Source organism: Cloacibacterium sp. DMC96, assembly GCF_056313765.1.
The window spans coordinates 351,318-371,286 of the sequence record NZ_JBQUZQ010000001.1 but is presented as its reverse complement, the minus strand read 5'-3'; the positions used below and the strand labels follow the sequence as shown (position 1 = coordinate 371,286).

The following is a 19,969-nucleotide window of genomic DNA, read 5'->3' as shown; positions in this document are numbered from 1 at the left end:
ATTGTCAATAAAATTCAAAAATTGTTGATAAAATGTAATATTTTTTCAGATTTATATAAGCAATTTTAATAGTTTCTCTCTATATTTGATTTTCTAAAATCAATGAAGAAGAAGACCATCATTTTACTGTGTTTACTGCTTAATCTTTTTGCTTTCTCGCAGAAAGACTCCATCATTATTGATGCAAAAATTTCTGCAGGAACGCTTACTGTAAGAGAAAAAATCTATTATCAAAACACCTCCGAAATTGAACTCACACATCTTAAACTTCAAAATTTCACGGCAGCTTACAAAAGCAGAAATACGCCTTTAGTCAGAAGAAAATTAGAAGACCGAAAAAAGGATTTATATTACGCAGAACCCAATGAAAGAGGCAGATTGGTTTATCTGATGATAGACAAAAAACCGTATGAAGGTGTTTTAGATGATGAAAATCTTTTTATAAAACTCCCAAAACCTTTAGCTCCAAATGCTTTTACTGAACTTTCGCTGGAATATTCTGTGATTTTACCGAGTGCTCAGTTTACAGGTTATGGAATTGGAAAAAATAATACTTTGCTCAAATATTTTTTCTTGGTTCCAGACAGTTTTGACCGAGATAATTTCCTTGAAAAATATTACAAAGATTTAGAAGAAAACGTAAATGTAAATACTTTTTACCGAGTAAAATTTGAAAATTCCGGTCAAAATATCAGCAGTAATTTAACTGAAGTTGCTCCTAATATTTTTGAAGGAAAACTGAATAAAGATGTAGAATTTCTGATTGCTGACCAAGAAAACTATCAGCTAGAAACCATCGTAGACGGACAAAAACATTTGGTAGAATTGGGTTATCCTGTCACCGAAAAAGAAAAGGAACTGATTGCGTTTTATCTACCGCTTCATCTTCATTTTATCAAAGAAAAAACGGGATTTTTGCCAGCAAAAATCTTCATCAGCGAAAAATTTAAGTCCAAAAATGATTTCTTCGGGAATGATGACATTAAATTTTGGAAATTTAAGTTCCAAATGTTTACCGATGCCGAAAAAATAGATATGGATTATTTCAGCATTGTTTCTCAGCAAGTTGCAGAGCAATTATTCGTGTCTGACAAAGAAAAAAATCACTGGATTACGAACGGACTTAAAACCTATTTAGAAATTCAGTATTTGAAAAAAAATTATCCTGATCATAAAATTCTTGGAGCACTTTCTGACTATAAAATACTGGGAATGAAACCCTTAAAACTTTCATTTGCTTCTCGACTGAAATTGATTGAAAGATACGGTCTCGCTTATCAATATATTACAGCGCAAAATCTTGACCAAAAAATTGACGAAAAATTTTCGGATTTAAGTAATTTTAATGAAATGGCGATTAGCCAATTCGAAACGGGAAGCCTTTTTACCTTGATTGCCGAAAAAATGGGAACTTCTTATTTTGAAAATTTCTTAAAAGGTTATATCTCCAAAAATCACACTTCAGAATTAGACAAAAGAGATTTTCTAGACCAACTCACGGTAGCTTCTGGTTACTCTTCTGAATTTTTAGAAAAATATGTTAAAAGAAAGCAAAGAATCAATTTTAAACTCAACGATTTCGAGAGAAAAGATAACGTCATCAACATTAATGTTTCTAAAAATACAGCGCAGAATATTCCTTTTAAATTAGAAACTTTTCATGAAGATGGCAGTAAAAAAACCTTTTGGTATGACACGAATTATCAAGAAAACTCTTGCGGTTATGTAATTCCAGATAATGAAGCAGTAAAAATTGTCATCAATGATTTATATGCTTTCCCTGAGAATAATTTTAGAGACAATTATCTTTACACCAAAGGAATTAAAGACAATGCTAAAAAACTAAGATTTAAACTCATTCCAGACAATCCAAATGCAGAAATTAACGAAGTTTATCTTACACCAGGAATCGGTTGGAATAATTATGACAAATTCTTATTGGGTATTCGATTTAAAAATAAATCACTGATTGACAAAAGGTTTCAATATCTTATTTCGCCGTTTTTCAGTACAGGAAGTAAGGATATTAATGGATCCATGAATGCTGTTTATAAAATTCAACCTGCTGAAAGTTTTTACAGAACACTTACTTTAGGTGTTGCAACTGCCAAATACAATTATGATTTTGGGTTGTCTTACAAAAAAATCAGTTTTTCTGGGAATATGTCTTTTAACAAGAATCCTAGAAGTGAAATTTCTAGAATTTTGTCTGCTTCTTATAATTTCTTCGAAAGAGATTTAAGCCCCAAAATGATTGCAGAAAATGACTACGCTAAATATAACATTTGGAACTTAGGTTTTGTCTATTCAGACAATAATGTGATTAAAGAAAAGTATATTTTCGGGAATTTCCAATACATGGAAGATTATGCAAAACTTACTGCAGAAAGCTACTACAGACTAGAATATGCCAAAAATAAAAAACTGAGCTTACGATTGTATGGCGGTTATTTTTTAAGAAATCATACCAGAAATAATAATTTCGATATTGGAATTTCTAAAGTTTCCAACTACGCTTTCTCTTATAATCTATTAGCTCAAAGTGCAATAAGCGGAATCCTTTCTCAACAGTTTATCATGGCAGAAGGAGGTTTTAAATCTTATATCAACGGAAGTGTAGACCAATGGTTAATTACGCATAATGTAGAAGCAAACGTTTGGAAGATGATAGACGTTTACGCAGATTTTGGAGTATATAAGAACCGCGAACATTCTCCAAAGTTTATTTGGGACAGTGGCATTAAATTTAAAGTAATTCCAGATTTTATAGAAGTCTATTTCCCTATGCAATCAAGCCTTGGTTTCGAACCGAAGTTCAAAGATTACGGCAATAGAATACGATTTACCTTTAACTTAAATGTAGGCGCTCTAATTGGATATTTCAGACGAGGCTGGTACTAAATAAAAAAGGTTGCTCAAAAGAGCAACCTTTGTCATTATTAATTCTAAGAATTATTATTCTTTAACAATTTTCTGAGAAATACTTTGACCATTTACTTCACCTGTTACTACATAAACTCCTTTTGGTAAAGAAGAAACATTAAGAGAAGTATTCTTTTCTACAGAAGCAGATTTTACTAAAGAACCACTTACATTATAAATTTTAATATTTGCTTTTTCACCAAAGGTAATTTCATTAGTTACTTTAGAGTTTCTAACAAGATTAAATTTAAGTTTAGCAATATCACCTGTTGACAAACTAGTACTTTTATTTTCTGGAGTTGGTGTTCCAGTAGTAAAATCTACAGAGTTATTATTGGTGTCAATTCCATTTGTTCTTGAATTTGAAGTAGTATTAGACATTACTGGCGCTGCTGCTGATCCTTCAAACTGATTTGCACTGCCAAATCCTACAAAATCAAGAACATTAGAATCAGTTGGACCTGTAATTTGCACGGCATTACTTACAAGAGCAATTTTCCCGTTAGTACCAGACATCGCAAAACCAGTTGTTGAGTTATTAGTTGATGCATCAAAATTTACTAAAGTTGTACCAACAAAATCAGGAGTTGGTAAATTAGTTGTACCTCCTGCTCCAGTTGCTTCTTGAATTAAATACTTTTGACCCGGGGCTAAAGTAATACTTGGTAAAGTCTGATAAGTATTAAATGTACCAGCAGCAGAAGTATACTGAAGTGTTGCCCCAGTTAACGTAGCTGTTGTAGCACCTATGTTTATAAGCTCAACAAAGTCATTTTTCCATGTTGAACCACTATTTCCACCTCCACCATAAACTTCATTAATAACAATCTGTGCATTAGCTGTAACACCTAAAGTCACTAAACTTAAAAGAGTAAAGATTTTTTTCATAACGTTTTTTTTAAATATTATTTTTCAAAATTACAAAGAATTTCTTATATATAGGACTTTTCACTCCATTTTAACATTAATTAATTATCAACAAAAAAGCTAGATGAAATTCCATCTAGCCTTAGTTTTTCAATATAATTAAATTTATTTATTTTTTAATTACTTTCTGAGAAATTTTTTCCCCATTTAGTTCTGCAGTAACTACATAATTACCTTTTGGTAAAGACGCTACATCTACATTAGCATTTTGAGCTGAAATAGTAGCAGATTTTACTAATTGTCCGTTTGCATTGTAAACCTTTACAGAAGCATTTCCTTTTGCTTGGAATGATAAAGTATTATCAACCATTGTATTTTTTAGGAAAATGTTTTTTGATTTTATGACATCTTTAGTTGCTAATACACTTGACGGATAAGTTGTAACTACTAAATTATCTATTGAAACGTTTCCTGTTCCCGAACTTGCAGTACCAGCTTGTCTTATAGCTACAGACTTTAAAACAGTTGGAGCAACAGCACTTGTAGAAGTTATAGGAGTCTCACTATTAATTGTTAAAGTTGAAGTACTATTCGTACCAGAAACAGAAAATGCAACTTTTACAGAAACATCAGTTGCAACTGGTAATTCAACTGTAGAATATACTGCGGTACTTGTACTATTTGAAATACCTAAAACATATCCTGTACCAGAACTTTTTCTAATAAACAAACGCCCATAAAAATTAGAAACTGTAGTTCCTGATTGATTACTTAACATTAAAAAGTATTCGCCTGCTGCAGTACTTCCAGCTAATCCTGTTTGAGAAGGAACATTCAAAGTAAAAGTATATTCTGTTTTATTTAATTCTGCAGGATTTATAATATAATCAGCAGAAAATGCTTTGTTCACATCTTCACCGTTACCTGCAACTAGATTCACTTTAGAACCATTAGCTGATAACTGTCCAGTCGTTCCGCTATGCGTAGTCCAACTATTATCCTTCAAAGCACCTGTAAATGTAAAAGTTTCATTTACAACTTGTGTTTGAGCATTTGCTAAAAAAAACATTGATGTAAGACTTAAAAGAGTAAAAATTTTTTTCATAAGATATTTTTTTATATAACTAGAGCCAAAAATACAAACATTTTATTGAATTAATGACTTTAATCATTAAATTTCTATTAATTTTTCTCCACAATAATCCTTATTTTTTTTAGTTACTTTTACACAGCGGTTTTTAGAAAGATTTCGGTGACAAAAAAATTATTTTTTTTTCTCATTTTAATGAGTGCTTTTTGGGCAAAAGCACAGATTTTCACATGGAAAAACCCTAATTTACCTGCTCAAGATTCACTAAAAACCGACTCTATTGTTTCAAAAAAACTTAATAGCGAGTTTTTTAAAAAAGATACCGCCAATTTTGCCTGGAAAGAAAAAAAAATTCTCTATGATGAATCCGTTTTGGTTAAGAAAAATTCTCGTTCACAAATTCTGGGCGATTTAAATGCAAAAGGTTCCATCATCAGAGGAATTACTTTTGGCAATAACCAAGGTCAATCTGTGCAATCTTCTATGGATATGCAAATTGCAGGAAAACTCAGCAAAGATGTTTCTATTCTCGCTAGTATTTCAGACCATAATTTGCCGATTCAAGCGGATGGTTACACGCAAACTTTGCAGGAATTTGATAAAATTTATCTTCAACTCAATATTAAAGACAGAAGCATTTTAAAAGCGGGACATCTTGATTTACAAGACGACCAAACTTACTTTGGAAGATATCAACGCAGAAGCATGGGAATTGGTTTTCAGACCAATTTTGGGAAAGACAACAAAACTTTTCTAGATTTTTCAGCGGGAGTTGCCAGAAGTGAATTTCACCGAATTCGCTTTCAAGGAGTAGAAGGAAACCAAGGTCCATATCGTTTAAATGGAAAAAACGGTGAAAATTTCATTACCATCCTTTCTGGTTCTGAACAGGTTTTCATCGATGGAATTCTCATGAAACGTGGTGAAAACCAAGATTACACCATTAATTACAACACGGGAGAAATTACTTTTACGAGTTTCCGACCGATTTTTAAACAGAATTTCATCACCATTTCATACAATTACACCAACCGAAATTACAACCGTTTCATCGTCACTTCTTCGGTGAAACATCAAACCGAAAAACTGAAACTTTCTTTCGATGCTTTCTTGGAAAACGATAATAAAAATGCTCCACTTTCCTTAAATTTATCGAAAGAAGACGAGCAAATTCTCGCCAATGCAGGAAACAATCAAGATTTAATGTACGCTCCTTCTGCTGTGATTACGGAATATGATGTGAACAAAATTCTCTACAAATTGGTGCAGAATCCACAAGGAAATTACTATGAATTTTCTACTGAAAAAGCAGAAACTTTGTACAACGTTTCTTTCACTTATTTCGGAGTTGGAAAAGGCGATTACAAACTGAAACAATCTACCAACAACGGAAGAGTTTTTGAATTTGTAGGTGCTGGAAACGGAGACTATTCTGCTCTCCGAAAGTTACCTTCTCCACAGAAATCTCAAGTTTTTTCTACAAGTGCGGAATATAATTTTAACAAAGGAAAAATTGGCGGAGATTTCTCATTAAGCAATTATGATGTCAATCTTTTTTCATCTAAAAACAACGACCAAAATACAGGTTTTGCAGGAAGAATTTTCGGCAATAAAATCTTTACCAAAAACAATTGGAACGGAACAGTTGGCGCAGAATTTCAGAGAATTTCTTCGCAGTTTCATATTTTAGACCGAATTAATGATGTGGAATTTTCTAGAGATTTTAATTTAACTCAAGAATTCAATCAAATCACTCAAAATAGATTGATTTTCAGCTTTTTAAATCAGTGGAAAAACACCAATTTTATCAATTACAAACTGAATTACCTCAACGAAAAACAAAGCTACAACGGAATTAAAAACGATTTGGATTTTAAATTTCTAAGGAAAAAAACAGAAACTAGAGGGAATTTATCTTACCTAAATACCACTTCAGATTTTCAAGACACCCAATTTGCAAGAGGAAATGTTTCTACTGAATTTTTGGGCAAAAAAGGAAGTTGGAGTTTTGGCGGAAGTTTCGAGCATAATCTTAAGAATTTCAACCAAACCAAAACGCTTGATGTGACGAGTTTTTCTTGGAAAGAAGTTTTTGTTCAAAAAAGAATTGGCGATAGTTTACGCACGAAATTGTTGGCAAAATCTTATTTCAGAACCAATGATTCTGTGCGCGATAATTCCTTGAAAAAAATGAATAACATTCTCGGTTTAATGCTCGAAAGTCAATTGATTAGAACCGAAAAAACGCAACTTTCCACACTCGTTCATTACCGAAAATTTTTCTACGAAAATGAATTAAAAACGCAATTTAATTCAGATTTTGTGATTGGAAATATTCAGTACAACCAACAATTTTTCAAAAATGGAATGCGTTTGCAAGCGTTTTATGAGCTCGGAAACGGACAAGAAGCGCAGCGAGAATTTCAATATTTAAAAGTAACAGACGGACAAGGAATTTACAAATGGACGGATTATAACGGCGACGGAATTCAGCAGTTAGATGAGTTCGAAATTGCAGAATATTCAGATTTGGCGCAATACATTAGAGTTTACACGAATACGGTAAAATACACGCCTTCCAACAAAAATAAATTGCAACTATCGCTTTCGGTGAATCCTTACATTGTTTTTAATTCAGACAATCAGTTTTTAAGACGTTGGAATTTTAACGTTTCACTCAATGCCCAAAATTCCTTCTTCAAAGAAGATCGAGTTTTAGAATTTAATCCATTTAAAACCGAAAATAATCAAATTTTAAAAAATCAGAACTTATTGTTTTCTGTACTTTTCAATCCTACCGAAAAATCTGGCTGGAACGGAAATTACCGTTTTATCGACAATCAAAATTTAGTCAATGCCAATTTCAGCATAGAAAAGAAAAATACGCAAACTCATTTGGTCAATTTTGGATATTGGTTTAATAAAAATCTCCGCGCAGATTGGGAAAATCAGTTGCAGAATTACCAATCTTCATCGCAATTATTTAAGACACGAGATTACACTTTAAACCTATACGAAACCAAGCCCAAATTGGTTTACAAACTTTCGGAAAGCATACAAACCGAAGTTTCTACCGCTTACAAAATCAAGGACAGAAAAGACGGCGAGGAATTCTTAAAAACTTTCGATTTAACCGGAACTTTACAATGGGAAAAACAGAAAACTTCTATCCGTGGAAATTTCAGTTTCATCAATAATGATTTCACGGGAAATGCTTTCAGTATCGTAGGAAATCAAATGCTTGATGGTTTAAAACCTGGCAAAAACCAAGTTTGGAGCGTAATTTTGCAACAAGCATTAAACTCATTCCTTCAACTCAACGTGAATTATGAAGGTAGAAATTCTGGCGAAAGAACAATTCATATCGGAAGTGTGCAAGTTAGAGCTTCGTTTTAGGTTTCCCGCAGATTTTTATTGATTTATCAATTCATTTTTAAATTATTTTATACATAATAATTTTTTAAAATGATTTTTTTAACCGCAAAAGTGACAAAAGATTTCCGTCGTTTATAAGCTATCCAAAAGTAAAAAAAACAAAACATTTAACTTTTTTTTACTTTTGAAATACTTATTTTCAATCATTTCTTTTGTCACTTTTGTGGTTTATTAATTTTTGTCATTTACTAAATTATTCATCTTATTTTAAAATTCAAAATTTTAAAAAATTATCTTTTTAAAATATCTGCGAAATCTGCGGGAACAAAAAAAAACTTATTTTTGCAAAATGGTAAAAATAGGCAACATAGAACTTCCTGATTTTCCGTTTTTATTGGCACCAATGGAAGACGTGAGTGATCCTCCTTTCCGTAGATTGTGCAAATTACACGGCGCAGACTTAATGTATTCAGAATTTATTTCTTCTGAAGGCTTGATTCGTGATGCGATGAAATCTAGGAAAAAACTCGATATTTTTGATTACGAAAGACCTGTTGGAATTCAGATTTTCGGTGGCGACGAAGAAGCAATGTCGCTTTCTGCCAAAATTGTAGAAACCGTAAATCCTGATATTGTGGACATTAATTTCGGTTGTCCTGTGAAAAAAGTAGTTTCCAAAGGAGCTGGAGCTGGCGTTTTGAAAGATGTAGATTTAATGGTTCGATTGACAAAAGCAGTAGTAAATTCTACACATCTTCCTGTTACGGTGAAAACGAGGTTAGGTTGGGATGTAGAAACTATTAACATAGAAGAAGTAGCACTCAGATTACAAGATGCAGGAATTAAAGCGTTGACCATTCACGCAAGAACTCGTTCTCAAATGTATAAAGGCGAAGCAGATTGGGAATATATTTCTAAAATTAAGCAAAATCCTAATATTGAAATTCCAATTTTTGGAAATGGCGACATCGATTCTCCCGAAAAAGCTTTGGAATACAGACAAAAATATGCTTGCGACGGAATGATGATTGGTAGAGCTGCGATTGGTTATCCTTGGATTTTTAATGAAATTAAACATTTCTTTGAAACGGGAGAAAAATTACCGGAACCTACGATTTCAGACCGACTTCTTGCCGTAAAACAACACGCAGAATGGAGCGCAGAATGGAAAGGCGAAAGATTAGGCTTGATAGAAATGAGACAACATTACAGCAATTATTTCCGTGGAATTTCTCATTTTAAAGAATTCAAAACCAAATTTTTGCAAGTTTTAAGTTTGGAAGAATTTTATCAATTATTAGAAGAAACGGAAGAATTTTATAAAAATAAAATCGAAATTTTATAAATTTAATTCAATCCTTCAAGGAATTAAAATCCTCGAAGGATTATTTATATAACTATGAAAATCATCTCTTACAACGTTAACGGAATTCGCGCGGCTTTTACCAAAGATTTTATCGGTTGGTTGCAAGTTGCCAATCCTGATATTATTTGCATTCAAGAATCTAAAGCTGGAAACGACCAAATAGACATCGAAAGTCTAGAAAAGGTAGGTTACAAAAGTTATTGGCATTCTGCAGTGAGAAAAGGTTATTCTGGAGTTGGAATTGCCAGCAAAATAGAACCAAAACACGTAGAATACGGTTGCGGAATAGAACATTACGATAACGAAGGCAGAATTATAAGAGCAGATTTCGAGGATTTTTCGGTGCTTTCCGTGTATGTTCCGAGTGCTTCTAATATTGAGCGATTAGACTTTAAACTTCAGTTTGCCGATGATTTTCTAGAATATATTAAAAGTTTACAGAAAGAAATCCCGAATTTGGTGATTTGTGGAGATTTTAATATCTGCCATGAAGAAATAGACATTCACAATCCGAAAGGTTTAAAAAATACTTCAGGATTTTTGCCTGTTGAAAGAGAATGGATGACAAAATTCCTAAAAGAATGTAATTTGATTGATAGTTTCCGCTATTTGCATCCAGATAAACAAGAATTCTCATGGTGGAGTTATAGACAAAACTCTAGAGCGAAAAACTTAGGTTGGAGATTAGACTACCATTTCATTACAAAATCCCTTGAAAACCAATTAGAAAGAGCTTTAATTTTAAAAGAAGCTGTACACAGTGATCATTGCCCAGTTTTCGTTGAAATTAAAATTTAGGTTAAAAAATTTTTATTTTTCATGGAAAAATTTTACTTTTAATTAACTTTTTTCTATGAAAACGATAATTGAGGAAATAAAGAAAGAAATAAAGAATCATCAGAACGTTAAAAACAGCGTTCTGAAAGATGTTGTATCTTGGAAGAGAACTCATTACATTTTATTGGCCGAAATTGTTTCGCAAGAATTATCACATTCAAAATTTTTACAAGGTGAGAGAAAATTTGAACTCGGAAATACCATTTCGTACATTACCCTCCAAAGATTTTTCGATAACAGTTATAAAACTTCTGCTATAAACGATTTACGGTTCATCAAAACCTTAGATAAATTATGTATTTTCTTAGGTCATTATGACCTTAATGAATATATATTGAATAGCAAACTACTGACTATTTCTGATGATGATTCTGAACAAATAGAACCTTACCGAAAAATCATTGAAACCTTTTGTCAAAATGAGTTTAAAGCCATCCAAAAACTCCCTGAAATTGATTTAAGCGATATTTACCCTTATGTTTTCGAAGATTCTGCAATTTTAAGGAGAATTAAGGAATATATGAAGAGATACAAAGATGCAGAATACCATTTTGACTTCGACTATGAGTTTGCAAAGTTTGAATTATTGGATTGTGAACTTCTTTCAGACGAAGAAGATTTAAAAGTGCTAAAAGCACATGAATTTTGGGATTTAGTTTTGAAAACAGCAGAAGGTAAAGTGTTCTTTTATAAAGTGATGAATTTCCAAACTTATTTTCTTAAAAAAGACCAGGATATGCAATGGAAAATCTGGGATAACTATAATCCTAACCTTCAGAGAGTTATTACTACTTATGTATAAAAAACCAACTTATAATAAGTTGGTTCATTTTTTAAGATCATTTGTGTTTTTCTCCAAACTAACAACTGTTAGTTCAATGCAAAGATGATCATTTTTTAAAAAATTACAAAAAAGACAACAAACTTAAAATGAACTTATGTTGAAATAAAAAAACCACCTTAAAAGGTGGTTTTAATCGTTAATCGACAATTTCATATTCTATAGGAATAGTTCCAGAACTATGATCACCAATTTCATTAAAAGCTGCTTTTGTCATATCAAAAGCTCTAGTTCTATGAAATGGACCTCTGTCATTAATTCTAACTACAACAGATTTTCCTGTTCTTAAGTTAGTAATTTTTACTTGTGTTCCAAATGGTAATCTCATATTCGCAGCAGTAAATTTTGTGTTATCAAAAACTTCACCGCTTGCGGTTTTTCTACCGTTAAATTTATCGTGGTAGAACGATGCAAAACTTGTTTTAGCATCATTGGTATTATATTTGAAAGAATATAAACCAAGAGTTGAAATCATCATTATGATTACGAGAATTGCTCTTTTCATCATTTTGAATATTTTTTGTGGGTTTTACAGGCGCAAAGTTATCATGAACCTCTTTTAGCACACAACCAAGTTGTTAAATTTTATTAATTTTATGTTAAAAATTTGTTAAACAACTCTCTCAACTACGTGTTCATGGGAAACGAGAGGAAATGTTAAAAAATGTTAAAAAATACGTTAAAATTGTTAACATTATTAACTATTTAATACATTGTTTTTTATCAATTCAAAAACATTATCAACGAAAACAATTGAATAAAATCAAAAAAATCATCAATTAATTGATGATTTTTTATTTTTAATTGCATTAATTTAAATTTAACTTAATGTAAATTTTATGGTTTTCCGTAAAGAAAAAATAAATATTATTCTGCAATTTCACCATACAAATCGAACTCTTCTGCGGAAGTAATTTTAATATTTACAAATTCACCAATGGAAATATAAGTGTCTTTTGCTTCCACTAAAACCGTGTTATCCACATCTGGAGAATCATATTCCGTTCTTCCCACGAAATAATTCCCTTCTTTTCTATCAAAAATACATCTGTAAGTTTTCCCAATTCTCTCTTGGTTCTTTTCCCAAGAAATCTGAGACTGTAATTCCATAATTTCTTCTACCCTAGCTTGTTTTACCTCTTCTGGGACATCATCTTCTAACACATAAGCACTTGTATTTTCTTCATGAGAATAGGTAAAACAACCCAATCTATCAAAACGTTGCGTACGAACCCAATCTTTTAATTCCTGGAACTTTTCTTCCGTTTCTCCTGGGAAACCAACGATTAGTGTAGTTCTAATAGCCATATCTGGAACTTTTTCACGGAATTTATCCAATAAAGCATTGGTTTTTTCATAAGTGGTTCCACGCTTCATAGCCTTTAAAATTTCTGTATTGATGTGCTGAAGCGGAATATCTATATAATTGCAAATTTTAGGCTCTGATTTAATCAATTCTAATACATCTTCTGGAAAACCTGAAGGAAATGCATAATGCAAACGAATCCATTCTATCCCTTCTACTTTTACCAATTCCTTTAATAAATCTCCTAATGCTCTTTTCTTATATAAATCTAAACCGTAATAGGTAAGGTCTTGAGCAATTAAAATCAATTCTTTAACGCCAGATTTTGCGAGTTTTTGCGCTTCTATTATCAAGTTTTCAATTGGAGTAGAAACATTACCTCCTCTCATCAATGGAATAGCACAAAATGCACAAGGTCTATCACAACCTTCAGCTATTTTAAGGTAGGCATAATGTTTTGGAGTAGTCGTTAAACGTTCTCCTACTAATTCATGTTTATAATCTGCTCCTAAATGTTTTAATAAAATCGGTAAGTCTCTAGTCCCGAAATATTGGTCTACATCTGGAATTTCTCTGATTAAATCTAGCTTATATCTTTCTGAAAGACAACCTGTAACGAAGACTTTCTCTACTTCTCCTCTATTTTTAGCTTCTACAAAATCTAAAATAGTATTGATGGATTCTTCTTTGGCATTATCGATAAAACCGCATGTGTTAATCACTACGATGTCTCCACGTTGTTCGTGTACGACATCTTTGCCGTTTGCTTTGAGTTGTCCCATTAAGACTTCTGAGTCGTAGATGTTTTTTGAACAGCCTAGGGTTACGATGTTAATTTTCTTTTTGCCTACAGATTTTGTTCTCATGTATGATAATTGATGGATGGTAAGTATTGAATTATTTAAGGTTGCAAATTTATGAAATTAAAAAGGAACTTTAGAAAAGAGTTTTTTTGAGGTAAAATTTGCTTATTCATTTCATGCACTTTTCATGCACTATCCATGCTTTATCTATGGAGTATCTATGGATTTGAAGTGATGTGGTGATGAGGTGATAATTTGGTGATGTGGTGATTTGGTGATTTGGAAATTTGAAAATTTGAAAATGAGAAAATTGATAATAAGTGATTTTGGATAAAAAAAAGAACCGAAAATTCGGTTCTGGTATTTTTTAGTAAGCTCCTGTTTTTTTGTAAATGTAATATTTGGAATATATGTAGATGATGAAGGTCGGCAGAATTAAATACAATGTGCCTTCCCAGAAGTTGAGTCCGAATTTTATTACACAAGCGTTAATCAATAACTGAACTCCTCCATATAAAGTAGCCACCAAAAGATGTGACCATTTCATTTGGTTGACCAACAACTGATATAAATGATGACGGTGTGCTTCAAAAATATTTTCCTTTAGTTTTATTCTTTGAAGAATGGTTGAAATCACTTCTATTCCATACACTGCGATGAATAATAAATATGTGAAATTTTCGGTTTTTACCATCAACAATCCTAATAAAGCTAAAACCCAAAATGCCATGCTCATGCTTCCAACATCTCCTGCGAAACATTTGGCTCTTTTTCTAAAATTGAAAAATAAAAACACCAAACTTGCCAAAATCGGGTAGATAATAAAATGAGCATCAGTGAATGTTACTCCATATTGATTAATGTAATAAAACGTGAGCAACATAACCAAGCTGTAAACTCCCGTAATTCCATTGATGCCATCCATAAAATTGTAGGCATTGAGCACTCCTATTACAAAAATATACACCAAAGGAATGAACCAAATAGGTGCAGAGGTGAATAATCCTAAGAAATAAATCAGCAGAGTTACGGCTACAAAATGAAATAATAATCTCAATTTGCTCGATAAATCTAAAATATCATCCAGAAAACTAATGGTAGATAAGGCTATTAATCCCAACCCAAAACTCCAATAATCTTCCGGTAAAAAGTAATCTTTTCTGTACGCAGCACTCACCACAAAATACAGTACAAATGCAATGGGAAAAATAATTCCACCTCCACGAAGTGTAATCTGCGTATGAGAACTTCTATGATTGGGTTTATCTATAATATTAAATTTATCTGCTATTCTAAAATAAAGCAGTTCTAAGACCAACAATATAAACGTTACTATGATGAACTCCATACTCAAACTTTAAAATTATTAATAACATCTGAAGGCTCCCATCCTAATTCTTTTTTAATTTTCTCGTTAGAAAAAGTTAGAGAATTGGTAATCTTACTTAGCTTTAAAGAGTTTATAGGAGCATTACTCCCCATCAAATCACCAACCAAAGCCAATAATTTAGCAATAAACAACGGTATTGAAAACGGTTTGGATTTCCCTAAAAGTAATGAAATTTTCTCTGAAAGTTCATAAAAAGTAGGATGATGAGAATCACAAACATTATAAACTCCATCATTAATTGCAGAAACATTATTAATAATATAGGCAAAATCATTTGCATAAAAAACACTTTTTTGTGCATTTCCTTTCCCGATGTTAAGATATTTGCCTGATTTTATTCCTTTTATCATATCTCCTAAATTCCCAGGAGGGTTTAACCCAGAAATTAATGATGGCCTAAGAATAATTAATTTCACTTTGTTTTTTTCACACCAATCTTTCAAAAAAAACTCCGCATTTATTTTACTCTGTGCATAAGGTGTTTGCCCGTTAAGCGGACTATTTTCATGTATAAGCTCTCCAAACTCTAAACCATAAACAGCCACAGTACTTATAAAAATAAATGCTGAGGGTAATTTATTTTTTTCTAATGCTGTACAAAGGTTTTCAGTTCCTTTTTCGTTAATATCAAAAAATACTTTTTTTTCATCCAAAGTCTTGGGAATACTATGTGCTTTTCCTGCAGCATGAAAAACAACATCAAATTCACAATCCTCAAAGTCTGGTATTTGATTAGAAATATTAAACAAAAAATCTGCATTAGATAAATCAAGAGAATAAACCTTATAATCTTTTGAAATATTAGGTATTACATTTTTACCTAAAAAACCATTAGCGCCAGTGAATAGAATGTTCATTATTTAGAAATTATTTTAAATACTGAAGAAATTTGGGAATTATTCTAAACAAAGGATAAAAAAGCTTATTTACAGAAATATCATTTTCTTCAAAAGCACGTAAGCATTCAATATTTTGATTTATAATATTTTTAAAACTTTTATTGGTTTCTCCTCCTAATCTCATTTTAATTAAAGGAGAAGACAGATACTGAGTAGATATTTTATATTTTTCAAGAAATCTAAGCATTAATTCAAAATCTGCCGCTAATCTATAATTTAGGTTAAAAACACCACATTTATCATACACATGTTTTTTCACATAGAAAGTAGGATGTGCAGGATGCCAACCTATTTTAAAAGGTTTTTGTTCTCCTGATATCCATTTTCTTACCACATTATCTGTATTATCTTTACTTACATAAAATATATCGGCATAGACAGAATCAAGGCTTGGATTATTATTAAAAATTTTCATTACTTTTTCTACCGCAAATTCATCACAGAATAAATCATCAGAGTTTAGTATTCCAACAACATCTCCAGTAGCCATAGTAATGCCCTTGTTCATAGCATCATATAATCCATTATCTTTTTCACTGATAATTTTTGTAACCACATGAGGATATTCATTTGCTATACTCAATGTATTATCAGAAGACTGTCCATCAATAATTAAATATTCAATGTTTTTGTAGGATTGTCTTTCGATAGATTTTATGGTATCCTCAATGGTTGCACCACTATTAAATGACACCGTAATAATTGATATTTTCAAACTCATTTATATTACTCTTGGTGAATATTAACCTGATGACCTGCATTTATTAATTCTAAATCTTTTTTGAATAAATCTATATCTGAAGTTATCATTTCTTGAAGTAAGGTATCTAAAGTGTATTTTGGTTTCCAACCTAATTTTTGTTGAGCTTTTGAAGGGTCTCCAATTAGTAAATCCACTTCAGTAGGTCTAAAATATCTCGGATCAATCTTTACGAGCACATCCCCTAATTTTACTTTATTTAAAATTTCTGGACTCACATTTTTCTTATATACTTCCTCATCTATAGCTATCAAAACTCCTTCTTCATCTATTCCTGTTCCTCTAAATTCAATATCAAATCCAATCAATGCAAAGGATTTTTTAATAAAATCTCTTACTCTAGTTGTCATTCCTGTAGCAATAACAAAATCTTCTGGTTTATCTTGTTGAAGAATTAAATACATAGCTTCCACAAAATCTTTTGCATGTCCCCAATCCCTTTGCGCATCAAGATTCCCCATAAAAAGTGTATTTTGATATCCTAAAGCAATTTTTGCAACGGCTCTAGTAATTTTTCGGGTTACAAAAGTTTCCCCTCTCCTTGGTGATTCATGGTTAAATAAAATACCGTTACATGCAAACATGCCATACGCTTCTCTATAATTTTTAGTAATCCAAAAACCATAAATTTTTGCTACTCCGTATGGTGAACGTGGATAAAAAGGAGAATTTTCGTCATAAAATCCTTTTTCATTTTTATTTTCTTCTAAACCACCGAAAAGTTCAGAAGTTGAAGCTTGATAGATTCTAGTTTTTTTCTCTAAGCCTAAAATCCTCACAGCTTCTAGAATTCTTAAAGTTCCTATACCATCTACATTTGCCACATATTCTGGTGAATCAAAAGACACCTTAACATGAGACATTGCCCCAAGATTGTATATTTCATCCGGCTTAACTTCTTGAATAATTCTAATAAGATTAGTAGAATCAGTAAGGTCACCATAATGCAGTTTAAAATTAACATGATTTTCATGTTGGTCTACATATAAGTGATCAATTCTTTGGGTATTGAAAGAAGAAGCTCTTCTTTTAATCCCATGAACCATATATCCTTTTTCCAGCAATAGTTCTGCTAGATATGATCCATCTTGCCCTGTAATTCCCGTGATTAATGCTACCTTCATATTATATTTTGACTTGTTTAAAATTTGTTTTATTTTCTAAGAACCACTCATATGTTATTTGAATCCCTTCTTTTAACTCGGTAGAATAATTCCAACCTTTATCTTTTAGTTTTGAAACATCCATTAACTTTCTAGGGGTGCCATCGGGTTTTGAATCATCCCAAATAATTTGTCCTTGATGTCCAACAATTTTTTGGATCATTTCGGCAAGTTCTTTAATTGTAATATCTTTACCTGTTCCTACATTATAAAGATTATCTCCTAGATTATTTTCTAGAGCGAAAAACACGGCTCCTGCTAAATCGTCTACAAATAAAAACTCTCTCATAGGATTTCCTGTACCCCATAAAACTACAGGCTCATGATTGTTTAATTTAGCATCTTCAAATTTTCTAATCATAGCTGGCAAAACGTGAGAGGTTTGTAAATCAAAATTATCATAAGGACCATATAAATTAGTAGGCATTAGACTTACAAAATCTTTACCAAATTGTTTTCTAATTGCTTCGCATGCTTTCACTCCTGTGATTTTAGCAATTGCATACCACTCATTTGTGGGCTCAAGTGAGGATGTTAATAAACAATCTTCTTTTAATGGCTGAGGAGCGAACTTGGGATAAATACAAGAACTGCCTAAGAATATAAATTTTTCTATATTAAATTTAAGAGCGGTATCAATCAAATTATTTTGAATTTGCATATTATCCATTAGAAACTGATAAGGGAAACTATTGTTTGCTAAAATCCCCCCTACTCTAGCAGCTGCATCAATAACAACCTCTGGTTTTTCTGCTTCAAAAAAATCTAACACTTCTTTTTGATTCCTAAGGTCAAGTTCTTTACTAGAACATCCAATTAAATTATTATATCCATTATCATTAAAATTTCTCCAGATAGCAGAGCCTACCATTCCGTTGTGTCCAGCGATATAAATTTTTTTATTTTTCATTTCAAAATTAACTTGGTGCTTTTAAAAATTTTTGTTTAGATTAAGTTACAAATTTAATACATTCTTGTATTAAATGGGTAATACCCATTCTACATTCTTTTACGATTGATACAAATAAAAACTAGTCAATAGAATTCTCATTAAAAAATCTTTTTAAAATAAAGACAACTAAACATTTTTAAAAAGCCAAATTATAAAAATAAATACGAATTTTTCTCCTTTGCTGTATTAACCATTCCAATAATAATTGCGCTGAAATATAAAAATTCAGAGACTCCAAATAAACTATAAGATGTTAATACCAAAACAAAATACTGGATAAAAAGCATGAAAAAAATATTTGCATTGACATGGACTGGGTTGAAAAATATTTTTAAAGTTTTAATTACATAAAAAAACTTTAAAAAATACAAGATTATTCCTATTAACCCCGTAGCCATAAGCAGTTCTAAGAAAATATTATGTGGATAAAAACCATCCTCAAAAAGCACCCTGCCTCCTAAGAAAGGATGATCTTTGAAAATCTCTATTGCTTTTTTAAATAAGGGCGTTCTTACACTTGTATCACCAAAAAAAATCCAATTGTTTGTTCTATTAATAAAAGTAATTTGTGTAAATCCCAACATATTGTATAAGTAAAACAATAGAATTATCCCAAACAAAATCCCTAAAAAAATAAGAATCGGTTTGAGTTTTTTATTTAACATAATTAAATATAACAATACTACTGCAAGTGCTAAAAATGGACTTCTTGCTGTACCTACGATTATGGTCAAAATACCAAGAAAAAAGCCATAATAGTAAAAGTATTTGGATAAAAAATTTATTTTAAAAAAGAGAAAATAAAAAGAAATAATTGCCAATAAAGTTCCTAAATGCCCATATGAGATATAGTACATACTAAAAATAAATTTCAACTCAAAATTCTGATATGGCATCAATAGTCCATATAATAAATTTAAGGACAACATTACTAATAATATAAAAAAATAGGCTTTGAAAACTTTCTCAAAATTTATTTTACTATAATCAATCATCATGAATGCTAGTGAAGGAAAGACTACAATCGCTAAAATCCTTATATGAACTTCATCAACTCTACTTAAAAACGTATCTGTATAAAAATCAATTTGCAATGAATAGTTTAGCTTTAGGATATAAAAAAACCAAAAGGCAATAAAAGCGATAATACTGATATTTTTTAATTTTTCAAACTTAAAATTTCGAATAATGATAATTAAAGAAAAAAAGAAAATAAAAAATCTAAAAGGTATAGAAAATAATCTTGAATTTTCAATTTTCAAGGGTATTGCCACCCCACTTATTACAAAATACCCAACTGTGGCTAGGACAAAATACCAAAGCTCTATTTTATCACTTTTCAGCGACTCCATAAATTTTTGTTTGAATAAAGAAAAATAATTAAAGAATAACTTCATG

The 19,969-nt window shown here is 31.2% G+C and carries 15 protein-coding genes; 5 read left to right on the top strand and 10 right to left on the bottom strand.

Features of this window, described 5'->3' with window-relative positions; genetic code table 11:
* The first annotated feature begins 102 nt into the window (after positions 1-102).
* Positions 103-2,901, top strand: coding sequence for an aminopeptidase (locus tag ACT53I_RS01595; protein ID WP_476078131.1), 2,799 nt, complete (start codon positions 103-105; stop codon positions 2,899-2,901).
* A 54-nt stretch (positions 2,902-2,955) separates the two neighbouring features.
* Here the strand turns inward: ACT53I_RS01595 and ACT53I_RS01590 are convergent, their stop codons facing one another.
* The gene (locus ACT53I_RS01590) at positions 2,956-3,810 is read right to left on the bottom strand and encodes a lamin tail domain-containing protein (RefSeq protein ID WP_476078130.1); all 855 of its coding nucleotides are present in this window, start codon (positions 3,808-3,810) and stop codon (positions 2,956-2,958) included.
* Between the two features lie 148 nt (positions 3,811-3,958).
* Complete coding sequence (locus tag ACT53I_RS01585) at positions 3,959-4,858, bottom strand: T9SS type A sorting domain-containing protein (protein ID WP_476078129.1); 900 nt, start codon at positions 4,856-4,858, stop codon at positions 3,959-3,961.
* Between the two features lie 216 nt (positions 4,859-5,074).
* Here ACT53I_RS01585 and ACT53I_RS01580 point away from each other — a divergent pair, with 216 nt between their 5' ends.
* From ACT53I_RS01580 to ACT53I_RS01565, 4 genes are all read left to right on the top strand, one after another.
* Positions 5,075-8,275 carry a hypothetical protein gene (locus ACT53I_RS01580; protein ID WP_476078128.1) on the top strand — a complete coding sequence of 1,067 codons (3,201 nt, stop codon included), beginning with the start codon at positions 5,075-5,077 and terminating at the stop codon, positions 8,273-8,275.
* A gap of 328 nt (positions 8,276-8,603) precedes the next feature.
* Positions 8,604-9,599: a tRNA dihydrouridine synthase DusB gene (dusB, locus tag ACT53I_RS01575; protein ID WP_476078127.1), complete on the top strand. Its 996-nt coding sequence runs from the start codon at positions 8,604-8,606 to the stop codon at positions 9,597-9,599.
* A gap of 54 nt (positions 9,600-9,653) precedes the next feature.
* Positions 9,654-10,418: an exodeoxyribonuclease III gene (locus ACT53I_RS01570; protein ID WP_476078126.1), complete on the top strand. Its 765-nt coding sequence runs from the start codon at positions 9,654-9,656 to the stop codon at positions 10,416-10,418.
* Between the two features lie 55 nt (positions 10,419-10,473).
* The gene (locus tag ACT53I_RS01565) at positions 10,474-11,259 is read left to right on the top strand and encodes a hypothetical protein (RefSeq protein ID WP_476078125.1); all 786 of its coding nucleotides are present in this window, start codon (positions 10,474-10,476) and stop codon (positions 11,257-11,259) included.
* A gap of 178 nt (positions 11,260-11,437) precedes the next feature.
* Here the strand turns inward: ACT53I_RS01565 and ACT53I_RS01560 are convergent, their stop codons facing one another.
* The 8 genes from ACT53I_RS01560 to ACT53I_RS01525 all read right to left on the bottom strand — a co-directional run bounded on the left by ACT53I_RS01560 (position 11,438) and on the right by ACT53I_RS01525 (position 19,968).
* Positions 11,438-11,806 carry a septal ring lytic transglycosylase RlpA family protein gene (locus tag ACT53I_RS01560; protein ID WP_476078124.1) on the bottom strand — a complete coding sequence of 123 codons (369 nt, stop codon included), beginning with the start codon at positions 11,804-11,806 and terminating at the stop codon, positions 11,438-11,440.
* A gap of 359 nt (positions 11,807-12,165) precedes the next feature.
* Entirely contained in the window at positions 12,166-13,470 is a 1,305-nt protein-coding gene (rimO, locus tag ACT53I_RS01555; RefSeq protein WP_476078123.1) for a 30S ribosomal protein S12 methylthiotransferase RimO, read from the bottom strand.
* 304 nt (positions 13,471-13,774) lie between these two features.
* Positions 13,775-14,755 (bottom strand): MraY family glycosyltransferase, encoded by a 981-nt coding sequence (locus tag ACT53I_RS01550; RefSeq protein ID WP_476078122.1) that lies wholly within the window; start codon positions 14,753-14,755, stop codon positions 13,775-13,777.
* Between the two features lie 2 nt (positions 14,756-14,757).
* Positions 14,758-15,654 (bottom strand): NAD-dependent epimerase/dehydratase family protein, encoded by an 897-nt coding sequence (locus tag ACT53I_RS01545; RefSeq protein WP_476078121.1) that lies wholly within the window; start codon positions 15,652-15,654, stop codon positions 14,758-14,760.
* Positions 15,655-15,664: 10 nt separating this feature from the next.
* Entirely contained in the window at positions 15,665-16,417 is a 753-nt protein-coding gene (locus tag ACT53I_RS01540) for a glycosyltransferase family 2 protein (protein WP_476078120.1), read from the bottom strand.
* A gap of 5 nt (positions 16,418-16,422) precedes the next feature.
* Entirely contained in the window at positions 16,423-17,580 is a 1,158-nt protein-coding gene (gmd, locus tag ACT53I_RS01535) for a GDP-mannose 4,6-dehydratase (RefSeq protein WP_476078119.1), read from the bottom strand.
* Position 17,581: 1 nt separating this feature from the next.
* The gene (locus ACT53I_RS01530) at positions 17,582-18,529 is read right to left on the bottom strand and encodes a GDP-L-fucose synthase family protein (RefSeq protein ID WP_476078118.1); all 948 of its coding nucleotides are present in this window, start codon (positions 18,527-18,529) and stop codon (positions 17,582-17,584) included.
* A 191-nt stretch (positions 18,530-18,720) separates the two neighbouring features.
* The gene (locus tag ACT53I_RS01525; RefSeq protein ID WP_476078117.1) at positions 18,721-19,968 is read right to left on the bottom strand and encodes an O-antigen ligase family protein; all 1,248 of its coding nucleotides are present in this window, start codon (positions 19,966-19,968) and stop codon (positions 18,721-18,723) included.
* Position 19,969 lies beyond the last annotated feature (1 nt).